Source organism: Sporosarcina sp. P25 (assembly GCF_002743235.1).
Lineage (GTDB): Bacteria > Bacillota > Bacilli > Bacillales_A > Planococcaceae > Sporosarcina > Sporosarcina ureae_B.
On sequence record NZ_PDYV01000018.1, the window covers coordinates 31,477 to 49,491 of the forward strand.

Below are 18,015 nucleotides of genomic sequence, written 5' to 3' on the forward strand. Positions count from 1 at the left end.
GACAAAGACTGAAGATCAACCCCAATCGGGCTTGGTCTTCAGTCTTTTTTTGGTGCGGAAGTGTTGTGGGGAGTACTGTTGATGGGGAAGTACGACGCGGAGTGGATCGAATTTACGAATATCTGAAGGGTAGACATTGATAGAATGATATAAGCACATCAAAGCATAGATGCTTAAATTTGCGACTTTCAAAAAAATGAAACCATTTATATGTAATGTACGTATGAATAGTAGAACAATGTTTATGTATTAGATGTATTTTAGTACTAAGTGTCATAGTTGTGATTTTGCATAAAGGATTTGTGCTCGTGCAGTAATCGAGCTGTTTTATTAAAAAAGGAGGTGGAAGAATGGATACTATTTCCCAGATTTTACATTATAATAATCCGATGTTTTATGTCATCATTATTTGGTCCGTTATTTGGAAAGGTATAGCCCTTTGGCATTCTGCTCGTAATAAACAGTTAGCTTGGTTCGTTGTTCTTCTAATCGTCAATACGATCGGACTTTTAGAAATTATTTATCTTATTTTCTTTAGGAAAGATAAGAAAACAACTAGATGAGCTATCTCTGCTATTTAAAAAATTCATGGATCGGTTTTATAGCGATACTTGCTCTATTTACGTGTAAACATTGACGCGTAGGCATTTAAAAGACCACCAATTCATATGCGAATTAGTGGTCTGTTTTGTGTTTTATGTGAGTGGAATGAACAAGTCTTCCACTTACGGACGCATCTTCTTGAGTTCTTTACGCTGCTGCATCAAATAAAATGCTAACGTAGCGACTCCATACAAACCTTTATACTCTTTCTCGCGGACAAACTCGCCAGCATTTCCTACACGATCCTTAAAACGAATCGTCTTATCAAGTGCGGCAGTCGTCACTTCACGAGAAGCTTCACCTACATCTCCAACGATCTGGAATACCGGCGTCACTTCATAAATCTGCTTGTTTACATTACTAATTGTATCATTCGTCGTATGAAGAATCTGCTGGGTCTGACCTGTAACTTCCGCTACCGTTGACGGCAGGGTATCGGTCGTCTTCTTGACACTTTCCAATACCTCGGTCAATTTCCCAAGTGGTTTAATTAACACGATCGCGACAATAATTAGCGCAATGCCGATGAGCAATACGCCTATTCCTAGTACCCAATCCATCAAGTTCACCTCTCTCTGTTATTCTGCTTCATCTTATAGTACATTTTTGACGCTGCTTCAGACAATGCAGTCGTTTGCTCCATCAACTTGGCATACTTGCCAGGAGGCGCTGATACTTGATCCGCCATTTTAGCGATAGAGTTCTGCACGTACTGGGTGGATTCGCGAAGTTCTTTCGCTGAAGCCGCCAATCCGTCAACCGATTGCAGTTTTGCATTCGCATCATCCGCAATTTGGTTCGTCTGAGTCATGAGCTGATCGGCTTTATCTGTGATGCCGCCCACTTTCAGTTCCACACGTTTCATCGTTTCTTTTACATCTGTCATTGCTTCTTTGACCGCCTTGGCTGTTTTAATAATAGCAATTGCGATAACTACTAAAGCCGCAACGGCGACTATGGCACTAATATACAAGAGCACCTTCAATCTAGTCACCTCCACATAATAAGTGCATTTCTAATCTAAACGTCTAGCTTCCGTCGAAACGGGTAAACGTTCTATATCCTTGTCATTCCACAAATGAAAGTAATCTAAACACTGGTATGCTAATTAACTAGTAAAACCATGTTTCCATATCAATACGTGAGAAAAATACCTGAACTATGATATGATTTTCAAATCAAATACTGAAGGGGTGAAATGAATGCCTTGTAAAGGTTGCGTTATCCAGAATATTGATTATGAAGTCTCATTTGAAAATTGTAAGCAAACAGCATTGTTCGAATCCATAGAAGACCATTTGAAGCGAGTCCTTATGCTGGTGAACCAGGAAGATCAAACATTTCATGTGAAAGAACAAGGGATAAAAGAATTATACGACTTTTGTGTCGATCATGCAGTAGAAATGGATGCTATTCGTTTTCGTCTCAACCAAACCGACTGGCGGCCGCTCTCTGAAGTCATGCAAGTAGTCGAAATGCAGTGGATTGATCAAGTCATTCAAAACCAACAATTGACGAGTCATTATCAGCCTATTGTTACACCTGACCTCGATATTTATGCTTATGAATTACTCGCGCGTTTCTATCATAAAGACGGTAGAGTGATTTATCCGAATGAAATTTTCTCCGCAGCAAAAGAGCGCGGTAGATTATATGCCCTAGACAGAGTATGTCGTCTGACAGCCGTTCGCTATGCAAAACATATTACGCAAAAAGCATTTATTAATTTCATTCCAACATCTATCTATTCACCGGAGTTTTGCTTGCGCTCGACGATTAATTTAGCGAACGACTTGGCAATTGACCCCCATCGTTTAATATTTGAAGTAGTGGAGTCGGAAAAAGTGGAAGACATGGATCATTTAAAAATGATTTTGGAGTATTATCATTCAAGAGGATTCGAGTATGCGCTCGACGATGTTGGGGAAGGTTATAACACGGGTGAAGTGCTCTCTTTCCTTCGTCCGAACTACATGAAGCTCGATATCAAGTATGTACAAGGCGTCGCGACTGATTCCGATAAGCAGTTTATAGCAACGGAGTTTCTTGAAAAAGCACTAGCTGTGGATTCAATTCCGTTAGCAGAGGGAATCGAAACGGTAGAAGATTTTGAATGGTTGAAAGCGAAAGGTTATCAATTATTTCAAGGCTATTTATTTGGCAAACCATCGGCAGTGCCACAAGATAAAGTTTCTATATAGTGTGTTAGGGGGGGCAATTAGTTTACATAGAAATTGTTTTAATGTTAAACTAAATAAGATAAGGAGATGGTACCTATGAAATTAGACAAAAAAATCGCAATCATCACAGGCGGGGCAGGCGGAATCGGATTAGGAATCGCTACAGCATTTGTGAAAGAAGGAGCGACTGTCGCAATCGTCGACTTGAACAAAGAAGCAGGCGAAGCGGCTATTGAAAAATTACAGAAAATCTCTCCACAATCGATCTTTCTTCAAGCGGACTTATCTGTACAAAAAGAATTGCCTTCACTTGTTGAGCAAGTTATAACGAGACTCGGCAAATTGGATGTTTTAGTCAACAATGCACACGCTTCACGTATGAAATCCATTGAAGAGATGACACAAGCAGACTTAGATCTCTCATTCAACACAGGATTTTATCCAACATTCTACTTGATGCAAGCTGCTCTTCCACACTTGAAAGAGTCAAAAGGAACCGTCATCAACTTCGCTTCCGGCGCAGGATTAAATGGCGATGTGAACCAAGGTTCATACGCTGCAGCGAAAGAAGCCATTCGTGGAATCACAAGAGTGGCAGCGAATGAATGGGGACCATACGGCATCACATGTAATCTGATTTCACCCATTGCGAAAACCCAAGGAATTGAACAATGGGGACAAGAGAATCCGGAATCTTACAAAGCGATTCTTGCGAAAAACCCACTTGGACGCCTCGGCGATCCAGAAAAAGACATCGGTCGCACAGCAGTGTTCCTAGCGAGCGACGACGCTTCTTACATCACAGGTCAAACGATGATGGTAGACGGCGGGTCCATTAAATTACGTTAATAAATTGTCAAGGCTACCCTAGTTAAGGGGTAGTCTTTTTTTGTAGGTGGAAGTATGAGCGCATGCGGTTGTAGATAGAGCGGATAGCGCGTGCGATAGAGCGGCTGAGGTGGAAGTGTGAGCGCACGCGGCTTTAGATAGAGCGGTTGCGGTGGAAGTATGAGCGCACGCGGTTGTAGATAGAGCGGATAGCGCGTGCGATAGAGCGGCTGGGGTGAAAGTATGAGCGCTTGCGGCTGTAGATAGAGCGGATACCGCACGCTATTGAGCGCATTCACGACAGCCTTCATCAATGATCCAACCACACTCTCCACAAAAAAAGCTGCTCCAGAATGGAACAGCTTTCCCTCAAACAAATGTGTTATTTAACTTAGTGTAAATTTGGACTAAACTATTTCGTTCAGCATCCGATAAGTGACTGAAGAACTCTGAACGCACCTTCATTCCGCATTTCTGTGCTTCGACCAAAATTTCTAAGCCTTTAGGAGTTATTTTCCAATACTTTGTTCGACGGTCATCTTCATCATTACGCAACGTAATGCACTCATTTTTAATGAGCTTCGACGACAAATGCGTCAATGAAGCGGGCGTGAAGCCTAGAGTCTCAGCCAAGTCAGAAGGACGTTGCTCCCCTTTGTTATGTAACTCCAGCAACACAAGAATATGGGAGATTCCTAGGGATAGCTTGGATTCTTGCTGAAAACGGATCAGCATTTTATTCGTTACTTGATCCATCAAATGTACCAAATTGAAAATGGTCTGTTCTTCATTCAAAAAACAACACCTCCTTTTCCTTTAAGAAACTTTATGTTTATATATTATTCATCATACTATAGTATATAGGAAATAAAACAGTTGTGACACGATAATCATACATACATCCCACGCAACATGTTAAAATCCAAGAGTTTTTCATTTTCTTCTTTTTAATTGTAGATTGATAGCGTATGATGAAGACAACGAATGAACTAGATGAACTAAATAGGAAGGGTGGGCATAAGGTTTGATGAAAGTTAAAGATTCGTTAACGTTTCAGTTAGGTACTATTATAGCTGGGATTTTGGTGGTGATGCTAGTCATTACATCACTGGCTACGTATAAGACGGCTTATGATAAATTGTATGACGCTGCTGGAATTGAGGCGTACGGCTGTGCCAATATTACTACTGGTTTGATTCGACCTGGTGATTTGGAGAAGGCATTGGCTGGCGATGTCGATACACAAGATGAACTTGGGAAGACGTTGAACTGGACAACCGAACATAAGAATATATTTGAAACACAATATATTTTGGATTTGGATGGAAAACTCATTGCTCTCGACGATAATCTGAAAGCAAAAGGATTTAAGCCAGGAGATCAGTTCCATTTAGATGAAGAAGCGATTACAGATCTACTCGAACATCGACATTCGACATACTCCCAACCTTACGAGTATGGTGATATGGAGCGGCTTTCAGGTTATGCGCCAATACATAAAGATCAGGATGCAAGTAAAGAAATCATCGCAGTCAGCGTTATCGATTTCGATGCGAACATCGTCAAACACCGTACATGGGATGTCGTACGCGATGGAATCTTGATCAGTATTATTCCTATGATACTTGCCTCAATCGGAACAGGATTCCTGATTCGCCGGAAAACGAAGCCAATTACAAGTTTAATTGAGCAGGCGAAGAAAATTGCGGATGGCGACTTGGCGGTTCAACCGACTGAAGTGAAGTCACAAGACGAAGTGGGAGACTTGGCTCGTACATTGAATCGTATGACGGTGAACCTACAAGATATGATTGCAACGATGAATACGACATCGCAACATTTATCCGAAAACGCGGGAGAAACGTCTGCATCACTTTCTGAAATGCGTGAAGCGATTACGATGGTTGCGCATAATATCGAAGAAGTCGTCACAGCGGTTACAGATGGTACGTCAAATGCAAAGCACGCAACAGGTATTCTTACAGGATTAGCAAGTGGTTTAAGCAATACGAAACAAAGCGCCGATTCGATGCTCGTTAACTCCAATGAAACGATGAAGATTGCACTAGAAGGCGCAAAACGTGCAGAAGAAATTAGCCACGATATGGAATTAATTCGAAATGGTTCACAAGAAGTGGGTGATACGATCCAAAACTTAGTCGAATCTACGACGAAGATCCAAAACATCACAGGTTCCATTGCAGGAATCGCAGCTCAAACTAATTTACTCGCGCTGAACGCATCCATTGAAGCGGCTCGTGCAGGTGAACACGGTAAAGGTTTTGCGGTAGTTGCAGAAGAAGTACGGAACTTGGCTGAGCAATCCAATCAGGAAGTACTCGAAGTAGAGAAGCTGGTGAAGGATATTTCTGATCGGATCCAGCAAGTTATTACTTCCACATCGGAAAATACGAAGCACATCACGAAGGGTACAGAAACAGTGAAGCTTACGTCTCAATCATTGAGTAATATTTCCGTAGCAGTCGGAGAAACGGTTAAGGAAATCAAGAATATCTCGAACTTGATGACGTCGGAAGCTGCGAAGTCAACAGAAGCAGTGCAGTTGATTGAGCACTTAACGCACGCTATACAAAATATCGAAGACATGACGAATAATATTGCAGCAGCTGCCGAGCAAACGACAGCGAGCATAGAAGAAATTTCAGAACGTTCTACGCAGACCAATCAAATGGCGCGTGAACTGGAAGTGTTTGTCGGTTCATTCAAATTACCTAAATAAACACTCGGCCATCGCTTATCAAGCGATGGTCTTTTTAACCATTGATTTTAGAATGTACGTTCTGTATAATACGAACATACATACGCTCAAGGAATGGGGAATACCTAATGGAAAGGAACCGAGATAGAGGGAAATTGAAGTGGACGTCACTCATGTTGCCTGAACACCTCGAGAGACTACGTGATTGGCAACAGGAAGATGAATATATAGAACGGCCTGAGTTAACCGACTGGGAGCTACAAACGATGCAGGAGACCCTTGAAGTGGCGTGGCGCAGGCGTGTCATGACGTCGATTAAGACGTGGCATGATGGAGCAGTTCGCTTTCATCAAGGAGAAATTGAAGTGCTTGACTTGCGAACGATGACGATCATGTTATGCGATCCGTTCGGAACGGAAAGAATTCATGTGGAGGATGTGGTAGATGTCCAGTTGTCCAAAGAAGCGGATGGTGTATAGGCAAAAATAAAAGCCGTCTGCGAAGGCAGACAGCTTAATCTCTGAAAAATGCTTTTTCTACGTTGTACTTTGCTTGCTGAGTGTTGATCACGTACGTTTCGTAGATTTCGCGTTCCATTGGATCATCGATGACAACAGCAGAAATTTTTGCTACTTCTTCACGGTGATTACGCAATGGAGACACTTGGTCTTCAAAATGCTTTTTCAGACGTGGACGCAATTTTCGTGCTTTTCCTACGAATAATAGCTCGTCGCTTTGGTTGAAGAACAACAAAAGGCCGCCTTTATCACGTGGAATATCATGAAAATCGATGAAACCATAGATGGGCTTGATCGGTGTTTCGTCCGGTCCCATTTCTTGTTTTCTGCGAACGATGGTTACGTCCGGTTTAGGTAATGTAATATTGATCATTTTACTTCACATCCTTATATCAGTCAGTGTTTATCCTATCATACGACCAAAAAAAAAGCGAGAAACTTTCTTTACATCCCTTGCATATAGTAAACAAATGTCTCGGGAAGGATGAAATGATGAAAAACCCTGCGGTTATAGAAACGTATCATATATCGAATACCAAACCGAAAGTGGATGTGTATTATCCTGTCATCACGAAACTGGATGATTCAAAAGTTCAACAGAAGCTAAATCAAGTGCTGTTCAAGGAAATGAATAAACTGCTAGAGGACAATAATTATTATGATCCAAGTCTTGTCGAGATGGTGGCAAATTACGAGATTAAAAATAATCAGCGTGATCTCTTCAGTATTAACTTGATCGTCTACTCGTTCACTGGTGGAGCTCATGGAATGACCTACGTCAAATCTCTGACATTTGATACGAAAACGGGAAGGCAATACAATTTGCAAGACATGTTCAAGCCAGGCAGTCCCTATGTGCAGCGGATATCTGAATATATCAGACGCCATATTCAGCAATGGAAAACACCGGTGCTTGAGCCATTCACTAAAATCAAGCCTGACCAAGATTTCTATATTGCAGACACGAGTCTTGTTGTCTACTTCCAACTATACGAAATTTCACCTTATGTAGCGGGCTTCCCTTATTTTCCGATCCCATTACTTGATCTACAAGATATTATCAAACCAAATAGTCCGGCAGACCGAATGTTGCCGTTTATAGGAACTTGAGAGCCTCTGTATAAACAAATGTATGGGCTTACATGACGAAATAGTGTTATAATTTCGATATACGAAATATACAAAAGAGGTGGAAACTATGCTAAGAAATTTCTTTATCGGTTTATCTGAAAATCAACTACTGAATCAAGCTGCCCAAAAATACGGCTTCCAATTAGGAGCTCAACAAGTAGTGGCAGGAACTAACATCGAAGAAATGATTGATAGTGTCAAAGAACTCAATCAAGCAGGTATTTCATGTACGATTGATAATCTGGGAGAATTTGTTTACGAAAAGAGCGAGGCCATCGAAGCGAAAGAACAAATATTAGTCGTAGTGGACGCGATCCAACAACATCAAGTGGATGCGCACATCTCGATCAAACCGTCACAACTCGGCCTCGATATTGACTATGCATTTTGTGAACAACAAGTAGAAGAAATCGTCAAACATGCAAATAAAGTAGGTATATTTGTTAATTTTGATATGGAAAATCACTCGCGACTTGAACCGACGTTTCGTTTACTAGACGAATTAAAAGCAAAAGGCTATGAAAACGTTGGAACTGTTATCCAAGCCTATTTTCATCGTGCGTTAGATGATACGAAGAAATACCATGATACACGCATCCGTTTAGTAAAAGGTGCCTATAAAGAGTCACCAGACGTTGCGTATACCGATAAAAAAGAAATCGACGAAAATTATATTAAAATTATTGAAGAGCATTTATTGCACGGAACGTTCACGTCGATTGCGACGCATGATCATAACATTATCCATCATGTGAAGCGGTTCGTGAAAGAACATGATATTTCACATGATCAATTCGAGTTCCAAATGCTGTACGGCTTCCGCCATGATTTGCAGCTGCAGTTGGCAAAAGAGGGCTATAATTTTTGTACATACGTGCCATTTGGAAAAGACTGGTACGGGTACTTCATGCGCAGATTGGCGGAGCGTCCGCAGAATATGAACTTGATGGTGAAGCAAGTGTTCAACAAGAAAACGAACACAGCGATTGGTTTAGTCGCCGGCGCGTTTGTGCTCGGACGATTGAGCAAGCGTGGGAGTGACAAGAAACAAGATGGTGGCTGGGTGAAGTATCGTTAAACGGTAGGATAGCGCAATGTGGATCGAAGTTTCAAGTGGACGCGCTCATAGATTCGTTCAAGCGCTCATAAAATATGCTAGACCGCTCTATGATACGTGATATCCGCTCTATCGACGTCCGTACGCGCTCTATGACGATAGATTATCGCTCTATCAAGACATGCGACCGCTCTATGCACGGTCGCGTCTCTACTATTTTGAAACGTAAAGCGAAGCGTTAGAAGCTGATCTCTAGCTTAAATCCCGAATCATCTATCCAGGATCCTTTGACTTTCCAGCATCTAGAACACTGCTTTCCCTGCAGTGTTTTTTTGTATCCACTTTACAGAAAACATGGAAAATAGTAGTGTTAAAGATAGTTAAAGTACTATTCACTCTTCATTACGCTAAAGATTAGGGGGAGAGCTGATGAAAAAACTTTGGATCATCGTACTCAGTGCGGCATTACTAGTTGGATGTAACACGAACCGGACATTGTCTTACGAGGAAATCGCCGTGAAGGACTTGAATAAGGGAGATCAGAAATTCCACGAACACGCGCAAGCTGAAAATGGCGTGTACTTATTCTACGACACGTCGGATGATAAATTGGTCATTTATTTTAATACCGCTCATGAAGGCCGAGAAGGTTACGCCGTGGACTTTACAAACTTTGATGTAGAAAGCGACGGAGACACGTTGCGTATTCTGTATGATAAGAATCAAGACCAAGGTGAATCGAAAACTTTTCAAGAACAGCAATTATATGAAGTTCAATTAGACAAAGAGTATGAAACGATCGAGCTGTTTGAGAATGGAGATATGGCGGCATTCACTTCTATCTATTCATAAATGACTTAAAACGAAATGAAATGAGGACGGTTATGAACATTTTTGAGGCGAACATTACTGACGTTCCTGTCATCCGTGACGTGATGATTCGGGCGTTCCGAGAATACGAGCAAGCGACACCTCCGACGAGTGCGTTGAAAGAGACCGTCGAAAGTATCACCGCTGAAATGCAAAGTGGTGTACAGGCGTTGATTGGTTATATAGAAGGGGAACCTGTCGCGATGGTCCGTTTTCGAATGGAAGACGAAAGCCTCTATTTTTCTAGATTCTCTGTCGTGCCGGAAAGACAAGGTCAAGGCATCGCGAAAAAAATACTACGGTTTTTAGAGGAATATGCGGCACAACAAGGGAAGAGAGTAATAGCATGCAAAGTACGAGCAGATGTGCCGAAAAACATCTCACTCTATCAATCAATCGGTTATCACGTGTGTGAGGAATCTGTATTACATAGAACAGATGGTACGTCGATTGCTGTAGTGTCTATGGAGAAATCGCTATCCTGAGCAGTGGGAGGCCGTGCAAGTGGAAAAAAAAGAAAAATTCCCGTGATGTATTGCAATACTTGGCACTTTTCGTTGTCTTGGGAACACAGATTGTTCGTCTGATTCTGTATATGACGGAAGTAGCATATATGATTTCAGAAACGACGCTTAATTTGTGGACGTATACAGCATTAGGAGTGGGAGTGGCTTTGTTGCTAGTGTCTTATCTGTTTCCGAAAAAGAAGCAGTCAGCATAAATTATGAAAGGAGGAAATACATATGCACAATAACAATTTATTTTTTTCGTTTCTATCTATTTTTAGCATATTCATGTACATCATCCCGATCGCATTGCTACTATTCACTGTATGGTTTGCGTTGAAATTGCTTAAAGTTCAAGAACGTAAGAATGCAATCCTTCAATCCATTGCAGACAAACTAAATCAGTAGAGATAGGAAGAGAAATCATTATCAAATCAAATAAAAGGAGAAACACCGTGATAAAAAATAGAACCGCACTTATATGCGCTATGGTGCTTTTTGCCATTTGTATGTTTTTATTTTTCCCCTATCCCAATAATCCGTTACTCGGAACTACCATGACGTTCATGTCGTTTCCTATTCAAACGGATGATGGATGGGTCTGGAAAGGAATACTAGGCACTTTTTTATTTCTTATCGCGATGGCATTGCTGATTTATGGATTGAAAAAACATTATGTCGTATTAGCGGTACTTGTACTCTTCCTATATGCATTACTTCCGAGATATCTCATTACAGTGTATCAAGAAACTTTGGCAAGCGGTATCGGAGCGATTTCGTATGACCAAAATGGCAAGTGCGCATTCGATACGTTAGACGACAATGAACGGATGAGTGGGGACTGCCAACTGTCTCTGAAAAATCACAGCAATCAATCCGTATCATTCGAACTGGAGTTCATGGACACGGGATTCGGCCAAGAAGAAATGAGAATGGTTTCCCTGATGAATCTCGCAGGTCCCTACAAGCTGACAATTGAAGGAAATCAAACAGAATTCATTGAAATCAATGAAATTCTGGATGTCTCGGATGTGTCGGATCATATCTATAGCGGATCAACATCAGATGTACATTTCAAGCTAATTGAAGAAAAGAAAGAACGTATTTTTTAATGTAGATCAGACAATCAATTGAGGATTGAATATAGCCAACAATAGGGTATTCAATAAAATAGATAAGGAGAGGATCTCATGCTTCGAAAACTATTTTATATGATGTTTTTGGCAGTTATACTGGCGGGTTGCCAGACAGCAGATAAGAACAGTACATTGAACACCCCACAAGAGGCACTAGAACAGCTTCATGCAGAAGAAGGTTTTGCGGAAGTGGTGAAAGTGTATCGAACGTTGGAAGTCGATAATGATAAGGTAATTAATGTCTATAAAGGGATACTGGACGGCACGGAAGAAATATTTGTCGCAAAGTTGAACAAAGAGAAAGATGATACGTGGACGGTAACGGATGCGATTGGAATCGGCATGCCTTCCGAGGAGAACCTAGGGGAGAGTATCAAAACTCCTTCGTTTGAAGCAGGTTTTACAAAGAAGAATAACGCACCGAGCCCTAATACTAAATTGGTGCAGACTGATGATAAAAAGTATCGGGTATGGGTGAAAGTAATCGACTAACAAGAAAAGACCGCCTGCGCGGTCTTTTTTTCATTGTCTGCCAAGTAAAATAACGAAATAGACGACCATTGCAAGCAATCCAAGCGGTACACCGACGCGCGCCCATTCCCCACTGCGAATATTGAGCTTACCTGCCGCAATAATATTCGGGATATTTCCGGGAATCAACATCCCGCCACTGATTAATAAGCCGAGTAGTAGCGCTTGGATCGTTGATGCGTCCATCGCGGGACTGATTTCCGCAGCAGCAAGTGTCGCGTTATCGAGCACAGCGGAAATCATATTGATCCAGTAAAGCGTTAATGGATGAAGATCGAGTAAGTAAAGGGTGATCAATGGCTCAAATCCCGCACCGAGCAATGTCAAAGCCAAAACGAAAATATACACTTTCACGCCGCGTCCGAAAATACTTATGTACGACTCTGCCGCTTGTCCGGAAGAACGGTACCGCGAGCGGTTGCGTGGGCGAATCAGAAAGAATGCAAGCAGTCCAAAGACGAAGACACCAGCTATAATATCGGTTCCAAGTAAGTTCATTAAGTAATAAAAGTCTTCATCCAGTTTATTCGTCGCAATCGTTGAAAGTGGCTCTCCAATTGGTGTCAGCACCGCGCCCATGCCAATTGCGTAACACGCTAAAATCACAAAACGGATTTCTGATATTCGGTCCATTTGCAAGACGGACGCGATGGCTACGAGGACTAGCGCTGCAATAATCGCCGTGATAATACTGGAAATCAACCCTAGTCCAATAATAATCAGTGCCAAGAATAACCGGAATGGAATAATTCGACTTCCTGATACTACTGCTTTCTCAAATGGATGTCGTATCCAGCGAAAGACTATTCCCGCTATGAGAACCGCGAGCGTAATATGCAATGGATCGCGTAACGCCTTATTCCACAACTCCCACTGCAACACCCCACTTACAAATGCCGCAGCACACCCCATAACAAATAAAAACAATTCCAAATTACGTTCAATGCGAGGGATCGTAAACGGCAAAAATAACACCAATCCTAAAATAATAAGCAATCCAACGACCATAGGCATCTCCTTTCGGCAATCTTTCTTTTATACTGTATGCAAAAAGCCGATTCATCTTGCATAGAGTCTGAATAGAATAGATATAGAGGAGGGACACGCATTGGAAGTTTCAGATATTGTACTGATCCCTGTCATTATCGGATTAACGGAAATTCTAAAAATGTATGGATTACAGAAGAAACTGATTCCGATCTTTTCTTTGCTACTTGGCATCGGTGGCGGGATTTTCTACTTGTTTCCGGATGATTGGAAATCGGGGATACTGGGCGGGATTATTATGGGATTATCGGCAAGCGGATTGTATTCAAGTGGGAAGACGATAGTTAAGAAGCCGCCGTGTGATGAGGAAGAAGATCAATGATTTTTAGAGAAAAGAAACCCCTTGTTTATGTCGTGACTGGACATGAATGAGGAGGTTTTTGTATGGTCAATATATGGAATGCACAAGAAGCAGAAAATAATTTTAATTTGAATCGCTTATTTTTCCCGCATGATGAAATGAAAAAATGCAATGCCATAATCGCACAGAAGGTAATTCACAGTAAAAATGAGTAAGGGGTGGGCTGAACTGGTTAAAACAATAACTTTTTCATTCAAAAGTACTGAATTTGAAAGTGTTGAGGCAAGTGAAACGTTTACTTTTGAAAAATTAGAAATTGATGAGAGTATGGATGAAAAAGAAGTAGAAATCGAACTCGAACGAATGTATCAAGCGTGGGTTTGGAACAAGCTAAATATATCGGGCAGCATCGTTACGGAAAAACCGGACCCAAGTTAATAATACTTGCCATGGAATTGGATATGGTAGTAGGAGGGGGAATTTTGAATGACTACTTTAGGCGTGGATATTGGTGGGACAAAGATGTTGTTAGTCGTTGAATATCAAGGCGAAAACATCTCGAAAATCGTACCGACAGGAAAGGCCAGTATTATCGCAAAAGCGAATACTAATGCCGATACACTACATAGAAACATAGAGCAGGGTGACACTACTGCGCATGAGATCGTCCAAATCGCCAAGGAGAACACACTTCCGGAATTATGGGCGGTATGCACCATTCGAAAATCAGAGAATGCTAAATATAAGGAAGCTGATGCTAATCTTTTGGAGTAAAACGATTGTCAAGAAATTGCCTTTTGAGGAAAAAAAGTGAAAGCGGCTTTCCGCTAGTATATGATTGTGGTATAATCGTCCTGGTTATGCAGATTCGGACTCATGATCAGGCCGTTACATAAGGGGGATTTGCATTGGGGATCGATAAAAAGCAACTTATCATAGAGGCAGCCAAACTTTACTACCAATTTGATTATACTCAGCTCGCCATTTCAAAAAAACTGGGCGTCTCAAGGCCGACCGTTTCCCGGCTCTTACAGCAGGCGAAAAAAAATGGCTACGTGAAAATCGACATCATCGATCCATTCCATGACAATAATCAATTGGTGAAATCCTTACAGCACAAATATCAAATCGAAGAAGTGAAAATTGCGTACTCGGCAGTGGAAGATGAGCGGGATGTGATCCAGGCTATCAGTACAGAAGCGGCGGACTATTTGTATCGAACCGTAAAAGACGGTGATATTCTTGGCGTGACGTGGGGCCGGACGATGTATCGGGTGGCCAACGCATTGAAGCAAAAAGATGTAAAAGGAGTCGAGGTCATCCAGCTGAAAGGCGGCATCGGCTTGTCGGACGTCAATACATATGATTCTGAAACGGTTTACAAATTTGCGGAAGCCTTCCATACCATCCCCCGTTACTTGCCGCTCCCCGTCCTAGTCGACACGCCTGAAGTCAAAGTCGTGATTGAATCGGACCGGTATATGCACCGGCTCATTGAACTTGGGAGACAGGCGAATATCGCCGTGTTCACGGTGGGCGCTGTCGACAGCGAATCGTTGCTGTTCCGTCTCGGCTATTTGACTGCCGAAGAAGAACAGCAACTCCATCAAGAAGCGATTGGCGACATTTGTTCACGCTTCTTCAAACATACAGGCGAAGTATGCGAGACTACTGTCAATGATCGGACGATCGGTATCCGGCTTGAAGAGTTAAAGCAAAAAGAAAAATCCATTCTTGTTGCTGGTGGGAACCGCAAAGTAGAGGCCATCCATGGCGCGCTTAATGGAGGCTATGCGAACGTCTTCATAACGGATCAGTATACGGCACAGGCTTTGTTGCTTCACCAATAGAAATACAGGGGAATCCGCTTATTAATAAGCGTGATTCTTTTTTTTATTCAGAATGAACAATGTTTCACCTACTCTGCACATCTGCTCAAGGTCTGTGATATACTATACATAAAGTCAGGTCGTCTCGGCATCCTAAGAAAAATGGTGTGCAAGAAGCAAGTTGTAAGCGTAACCAACATGCAAGGGAGGAAGTATGATGAACTTTGTATTTTACATAACCGGATTGTTGCTCGTGTTAACCGTGGGCTTGATTGTCAGTGTGGACCGCAGGAAAATCCACTATAAACCGATTGTGATTATGCTGGTGACCCAGCTTGTTTTGACATTTATTTTGTTGAATACAAAAGTGGGTGTAGTCTCCATCGGCTTTGTTTCGGCTTTATTCTCGAAGCTGGTTGACCTTGGGGTAACGGGTGTCAATTTCGTTTTTGGCGGTTTGGAAAATGAAGGGGAATCCGTATTCTTCTTGAATGTGTTATTGCCAATCATTTTCATTTCCGTGTTGATTGGTATATTAAATCAATTCAAGATTTTACCGTTCATCATTAAATATGTAGGACTCGTACTGAGCAAGTTGAATGGCATGGGGAAAATGGAGAACTATATAGCCGTATCCTCTGCGGTTCTCGGGCAGTCCGAAGTATTTTTGACTATCAAGGACCAAATGGATGATATTTCGAAAAGACGTTTGTACACGTTTTGTACTTCTGCGATGAGTGCAGTCAGTGTCGCTATCGTAGGTGCATACATGGAAATCATCGAACCGCAATTTGTCGTAGTGGCGATTGCGCTCAATATTATGTCGGCACTGATTGTCGCAAGCATCATCAATCCCTATGAATTATCGAAAGAAGAAGATACGCTGACGATCGAGTCGAAGAAGAAGCTGTCATTCTTTCAGATGATCAGCGAAAGTATCATGGATGGTTTTAAAGTCGCGATTATTGTCGCCGCCATGCTGATCGGTTTCATCGCGTTAATGAACGGAATCGATTATCTCTTTGAAATGCTGTTCAACGTTTCCTTCCAGACTATTTTGGGATATATCTTTGCTCCGATTGCCTTTGTGATGGGTATCCCTTGGGTGGACAGTGTACAAGCGGGCAGCATCATGGCGACCAAGCTTGTCACCAACGAGTTTGTTGCGATGTTAAGTTTCACAGATATTTCGGCAGGCTTGTCAACGAAAGCGGTAGGTATGATATCGGTATTCCTCGTTAGTTTTGCGAATTTCAGTTCCATCGGGATTATTACAGGTTCTGTCAAGGCGTTAAGTTCCAAACAAGGGGACGAAGTGGCAAGAAATGGTTTGAAATTACTTTTGGGTTCAACATTGGCGTCAGTTCTTTCAGCGACTGTCATTGGGCTATTTTTATAATAGGAATAGAACAGAAATTTAAAAACAGGAGTGGTGGATAGTATGCGTATGGTAGATATGATTGAGAAAAAGCGAGATGGACATGTGTTGACAAACGAGGAAATTTCATTTGTTGTCAATGGATATACGGACGGCTCAATTCCAGATTACCAAATGTCGGCCTTTCAAATGGCGGTATATTTCCAGGGGATGACGTTGGAAGAAACCGCGCAGTTCACAATGGCGATGGTGGAGTCAGGCGACCAAGTCGATTTGTCTGCTATCGAAGGCGTCAAGGTAGATAAACACTCTACAGGTGGAGTTGGCGATACGACAACACTTGTGCTCGCACCACTTGTCGCCGCACTCGATATCCCGGTAGCCAAAATGTCGGGCCGCGGATTGGGGCACACGGGCGGAACACTTGATAAGCTGGAGTCAGTTCCCGGTTTCCATATTGAAATTACGGACAAAGAATTCTTCAATCTTGTCAATACGAACAAAATTGCGGTGATCGGACAATCCGGCAATATCACCCCTGCAGACAAGAAGATTTACAGTCTGCGCGATGTCACGGCAACAGTCAGTTCCATTCCGTTGATCGCAAGCTCGATCATGAGCAAGAAGATTGCGGCGGGATCGGATGCAATTGTTCTCGATGTAAAAGTCGGAACTGGCGCTTTCATGAAAGACCTCGACATGGCTCGTGAACTCGCGGGTGAAATGGTGCAGATCGGAAACAAAATCGGCCGTCAGACGATGGCGGTAATTTCGGACATGAACCAGCCGCTCGGTTATGCCATAGGAAATGCACTCGAAGTCAAAGAAGCCGTCGAAACGTTGCAAGGCAATGGCCCCGAAGATTTGCACGAACTGTGCTTGACGCTCGGCAGCCATATGGTTCGTTTGGCAGGAAAAGCAGACTCGACGGAGGAAGCACGAAAAATGCTCGAAGAAGTTATCCAAAACGGCAAAGCGCTTGAGGTATTTAAACTGTTCTTGCAGTCCCAGGGGGGTGACACATCTGTCATTGACGATGTGTCGAAGCTTCCTACGGCCAAGTACAAAATAGACGTGCCGGCAAAAGAAGCGGGATATGTCTCCGCAATTACCGCGGATGAAATCGGTACGGCCGCGATGCTTCTGGGTGCGGGACGCGCAACTAAAGAGTCCGAAATCGATTTGGCGGTCGGACTGGTGCTGCACAAGAAAATCGGTGATTCCGTGAAAGTGGGCGAATCGCTCGTGACGATTCACAGTAATACAGAAGATATCGAAAGCGTAAAAGAAAAGATCTATCATGCCTATGGTGTATCGGCGTCTAAAGTACAGCCCGTCAAACTTGTGCATGACGAAATTACAAACTAATTAAAGGAGTGGT

Annotated in this window: 24 protein-coding genes; 19 read left to right on the plus strand and 5 right to left on the minus strand. The window is 42.4% G+C overall.

The genetic code is table 11. From position 1 onward, the window contains the following. The first annotated feature begins 350 nt into the window (after nucleotides 1-350). Entirely contained in the window at nucleotides 351-563 is a 213-nt protein-coding gene (locus CSV70_RS13380) for a DUF5652 family protein (RefSeq protein WP_085130984.1), read from the plus strand. A gap of 162 nt (nucleotides 564-725) precedes the next feature. Here the strand turns inward: CSV70_RS13380 and CSV70_RS13385 are convergent, their stop codons facing one another. Continuing rightward, complete coding sequence (locus tag CSV70_RS13385) at nucleotides 726-1,163, minus strand: DUF948 domain-containing protein (protein ID WP_085130983.1); 438 nt, start codon at nucleotides 1,161-1,163, stop codon at nucleotides 726-728. Nucleotides 1,164-1,168: 5 nt separating this feature from the next. After that, nucleotides 1,169-1,582 (minus strand): DUF948 domain-containing protein, encoded by a 414-nt coding sequence (locus tag CSV70_RS13390; protein WP_232319241.1) that lies wholly within the window; start codon nucleotides 1,580-1,582, stop codon nucleotides 1,169-1,171. 223 nt (nucleotides 1,583-1,805) lie between these two features. Here CSV70_RS13390 and CSV70_RS13395 point away from each other — a divergent pair, with 223 nt between their 5' ends. Together CSV70_RS13395 and CSV70_RS13400 are read left to right on the plus strand one after the other, a co-directional pair. Beyond that, nucleotides 1,806-2,804 carry an EAL domain-containing protein gene (locus CSV70_RS13395; protein ID WP_099628537.1) on the plus strand — a complete coding sequence of 333 codons (999 nt, stop codon included), beginning with the start codon at nucleotides 1,806-1,808 and terminating at the stop codon, nucleotides 2,802-2,804. Nucleotides 2,805-2,879: 75 nt separating this feature from the next. Next, nucleotides 2,880-3,632, plus strand: coding sequence for an SDR family NAD(P)-dependent oxidoreductase (locus CSV70_RS13400; protein WP_099628538.1), 753 nt, complete (start codon nucleotides 2,880-2,882; stop codon nucleotides 3,630-3,632). A gap of 348 nt (nucleotides 3,633-3,980) precedes the next feature. Here the strand turns inward: CSV70_RS13400 and CSV70_RS13405 are convergent, their stop codons facing one another. Continuing rightward, entirely contained in the window at nucleotides 3,981-4,406 is a 426-nt protein-coding gene (locus tag CSV70_RS13405; protein WP_085130979.1) for a MarR family winged helix-turn-helix transcriptional regulator, read from the minus strand. A 232-nt stretch (nucleotides 4,407-4,638) separates the two neighbouring features. On the opposite strand from CSV70_RS13405, the gene CSV70_RS13410 reads away from it, so the two are divergent. Then, a complete protein-coding gene (locus CSV70_RS13410) occupies nucleotides 4,639-6,351 on the plus strand; it encodes a methyl-accepting chemotaxis protein (protein ID WP_099628632.1) in 1,713 nt (570 codons plus the stop codon). Nucleotides 6,352-6,458: 107 nt separating this feature from the next. Beyond that, nucleotides 6,459-6,809 (plus strand): YolD-like family protein, encoded by a 351-nt coding sequence (locus CSV70_RS13415; protein WP_099628539.1) that lies wholly within the window; start codon nucleotides 6,459-6,461, stop codon nucleotides 6,807-6,809. Between the two features lie 34 nt (nucleotides 6,810-6,843). Here the strand turns inward: CSV70_RS13415 and CSV70_RS13420 are convergent, their stop codons facing one another. Next, nucleotides 6,844-7,221, minus strand: a complete 378-nt coding sequence (locus CSV70_RS13420; protein ID WP_085130977.1) for a nucleotide excision repair endonuclease — start codon at nucleotides 7,219-7,221, stop codon at nucleotides 6,844-6,846. 116 nt (nucleotides 7,222-7,337) lie between these two features. Between CSV70_RS13420 and CSV70_RS13425 the strand changes: the two genes are divergently transcribed. The 7 genes from CSV70_RS13425 to CSV70_RS13455 all read left to right on the plus strand — a co-directional run bounded on the left by CSV70_RS13425 (nucleotide 7,338) and on the right by CSV70_RS13455 (nucleotide 12,040). Further along, complete coding sequence (locus CSV70_RS13425; RefSeq protein ID WP_232319189.1) at nucleotides 7,338-7,958, plus strand: DUF3298 and DUF4163 domain-containing protein; 621 nt, start codon at nucleotides 7,338-7,340, stop codon at nucleotides 7,956-7,958. A gap of 88 nt (nucleotides 7,959-8,046) precedes the next feature. Beyond that, nucleotides 8,047-9,057 (plus strand): proline dehydrogenase family protein, encoded by a 1,011-nt coding sequence (locus CSV70_RS13430; protein WP_099628540.1) that lies wholly within the window; start codon nucleotides 8,047-8,049, stop codon nucleotides 9,055-9,057. Between the two features lie 408 nt (nucleotides 9,058-9,465). Next, entirely contained in the window at nucleotides 9,466-9,888 is a 423-nt protein-coding gene (locus CSV70_RS13435; protein WP_099628541.1) for a hypothetical protein, read from the plus strand. A 32-nt stretch (nucleotides 9,889-9,920) separates the two neighbouring features. After that, nucleotides 9,921-10,391 carry a GNAT family N-acetyltransferase gene (locus CSV70_RS13440; RefSeq protein WP_099628542.1) on the plus strand — a complete coding sequence of 157 codons (471 nt, stop codon included), beginning with the start codon at nucleotides 9,921-9,923 and terminating at the stop codon, nucleotides 10,389-10,391. A gap of 258 nt (nucleotides 10,392-10,649) precedes the next feature. Next, the gene (locus CSV70_RS16615) at nucleotides 10,650-10,820 is read left to right on the plus strand and encodes a hypothetical protein (RefSeq protein WP_199171626.1); all 171 of its coding nucleotides are present in this window, start codon (nucleotides 10,650-10,652) and stop codon (nucleotides 10,818-10,820) included. 47 nt (nucleotides 10,821-10,867) lie between these two features. Beyond that, the gene (locus CSV70_RS13450) at nucleotides 10,868-11,524 is read left to right on the plus strand and encodes a hypothetical protein (RefSeq protein ID WP_099628543.1); all 657 of its coding nucleotides are present in this window, start codon (nucleotides 10,868-10,870) and stop codon (nucleotides 11,522-11,524) included. Nucleotides 11,525-11,602: 78 nt separating this feature from the next. Then, nucleotides 11,603-12,040 carry a hypothetical protein gene (locus CSV70_RS13455; protein ID WP_099627529.1) on the plus strand — a complete coding sequence of 146 codons (438 nt, stop codon included), beginning with the start codon at nucleotides 11,603-11,605 and terminating at the stop codon, nucleotides 12,038-12,040. A 30-nt stretch (nucleotides 12,041-12,070) separates the two neighbouring features. Here the strand turns inward: CSV70_RS13455 and CSV70_RS13460 are convergent, their stop codons facing one another. Continuing rightward, complete coding sequence (locus tag CSV70_RS13460) at nucleotides 12,071-13,087, minus strand: DUF1646 family protein (RefSeq protein WP_099628544.1); 1,017 nt, start codon at nucleotides 13,085-13,087, stop codon at nucleotides 12,071-12,073. Nucleotides 13,088-13,187: 100 nt separating this feature from the next. Here CSV70_RS13460 and CSV70_RS13465 point away from each other — a divergent pair, with 100 nt between their 5' ends. The 7 genes from CSV70_RS13465 (at nucleotide 13,188) to CSV70_RS13490 (ending at nucleotide 18,002) form a co-directional block, all read left to right on the plus strand. Then, nucleotides 13,188-13,448, plus strand: coding sequence for a hypothetical protein (locus CSV70_RS13465; protein ID WP_085130969.1), 261 nt, complete (start codon nucleotides 13,188-13,190; stop codon nucleotides 13,446-13,448). 62 nt (nucleotides 13,449-13,510) lie between these two features. After that, a complete protein-coding gene (locus tag CSV70_RS16805; protein WP_255397416.1) occupies nucleotides 13,511-13,642 on the plus strand; it encodes a hypothetical protein in 132 nt (43 codons plus the stop codon). Beyond that, nucleotides 13,635-13,865, plus strand: a complete 231-nt coding sequence (locus CSV70_RS13470) for a hypothetical protein (protein WP_233191816.1) — start codon at nucleotides 13,635-13,637, stop codon at nucleotides 13,863-13,865. Before CSV70_RS16805 ends, CSV70_RS13470 begins: the two co-directional genes overlap by 8 nt. Nucleotides 13,866-13,913: 48 nt before the next feature. Further along, the gene (locus CSV70_RS13475) at nucleotides 13,914-14,201 is read left to right on the plus strand and encodes a hypothetical protein (protein WP_099628545.1); all 288 of its coding nucleotides are present in this window, start codon (nucleotides 13,914-13,916) and stop codon (nucleotides 14,199-14,201) included. Nucleotides 14,202-14,335: 134 nt separating this feature from the next. Continuing rightward, on the plus strand, nucleotides 14,336-15,277 hold the full coding sequence (locus tag CSV70_RS13480) for a DNA-binding transcriptional repressor DeoR (protein WP_099628546.1): 942 nt from the start codon (nucleotides 14,336-14,338) through the stop codon (nucleotides 15,275-15,277). 196 nt (nucleotides 15,278-15,473) lie between these two features. Next, the gene (locus CSV70_RS13485; RefSeq protein WP_085130966.1) at nucleotides 15,474-16,655 is read left to right on the plus strand and encodes a NupC/NupG family nucleoside CNT transporter; all 1,182 of its coding nucleotides are present in this window, start codon (nucleotides 15,474-15,476) and stop codon (nucleotides 16,653-16,655) included. 42 nt (nucleotides 16,656-16,697) lie between these two features. Further along, on the plus strand, nucleotides 16,698-18,002 hold the full coding sequence (locus tag CSV70_RS13490; protein WP_099628547.1) for a pyrimidine-nucleoside phosphorylase: 1,305 nt from the start codon (nucleotides 16,698-16,700) through the stop codon (nucleotides 18,000-18,002). The last annotated feature ends 13 nt before the right edge of the window (nucleotides 18,003-18,015 follow it).

Coding starts and splice junctions, on each gene's coding strand:
- CSV70_RS13380 (WP_085130984.1), top strand. CDS start 351: ATGGATACTATTTCCCAGATTTTACATTATAATAATCCGATGTTTTAT.
- CSV70_RS13385 (WP_085130983.1), bottom strand. CDS start 1,163: ATGGATTGGGTACTAGGAATAGGCGTATTGCTCATCGGCATTGCGCTA.
- CSV70_RS13395 (WP_099628537.1), top strand. CDS start 1,806: ATGCCTTGTAAAGGTTGCGTTATCCAGAATATTGATTATGAAGTCTCA.
- CSV70_RS13400 (WP_099628538.1), top strand. CDS start 2,880: ATGAAATTAGACAAAAAAATCGCAATCATCACAGGCGGGGCAGGCGGA.
- CSV70_RS13410 (WP_099628632.1), top strand. CDS start 4,639: ATGAAAGTTAAAGATTCGTTAACGTTTCAGTTAGGTACTATTATAGCT.
- CSV70_RS13415 (WP_099628539.1), top strand. CDS start 6,459: ATGGAAAGGAACCGAGATAGAGGGAAATTGAAGTGGACGTCACTCATG.
- CSV70_RS13420 (WP_085130977.1), bottom strand. CDS start 7,221: ATGATCAATATTACATTACCTAAACCGGACGTAACCATCGTTCGCAGA.
- CSV70_RS13425 (WP_232319189.1), top strand. CDS start 7,338: ATGATGAAAAACCCTGCGGTTATAGAAACGTATCATATATCGAATACC.
- CSV70_RS13430 (WP_099628540.1), top strand. CDS start 8,047: ATGCTAAGAAATTTCTTTATCGGTTTATCTGAAAATCAACTACTGAAT.
- CSV70_RS13435 (WP_099628541.1), top strand. CDS start 9,466: ATGAAAAAACTTTGGATCATCGTACTCAGTGCGGCATTACTAGTTGGA.
- CSV70_RS13440 (WP_099628542.1), top strand. CDS start 9,921: ATGAACATTTTTGAGGCGAACATTACTGACGTTCCTGTCATCCGTGAC.
- CSV70_RS16615 (WP_199171626.1), top strand. CDS start 10,650: ATGCACAATAACAATTTATTTTTTTCGTTTCTATCTATTTTTAGCATA.
- CSV70_RS13455 (WP_099627529.1), top strand. CDS start 11,603: ATGCTTCGAAAACTATTTTATATGATGTTTTTGGCAGTTATACTGGCG.
- CSV70_RS13460 (WP_099628544.1), bottom strand. CDS start 13,087: ATGGTCGTTGGATTGCTTATTATTTTAGGATTGGTGTTATTTTTGCCG.
- CSV70_RS16805 (WP_255397416.1), top strand. CDS start 13,511: ATGGTCAATATATGGAATGCACAAGAAGCAGAAAATAATTTTAATTTG.
- CSV70_RS13470 (WP_233191816.1), top strand. CDS start 13,635: ATGAGTAAGGGGTGGGCTGAACTGGTTAAAACAATAACTTTTTCATTC.
- CSV70_RS13475 (WP_099628545.1), top strand. CDS start 13,914: ATGACTACTTTAGGCGTGGATATTGGTGGGACAAAGATGTTGTTAGTC.
- CSV70_RS13485 (WP_085130966.1), top strand. CDS start 15,474: ATGAACTTTGTATTTTACATAACCGGATTGTTGCTCGTGTTAACCGTG.
- CSV70_RS13490 (WP_099628547.1), top strand. CDS start 16,698: ATGCGTATGGTAGATATGATTGAGAAAAAGCGAGATGGACATGTGTTG.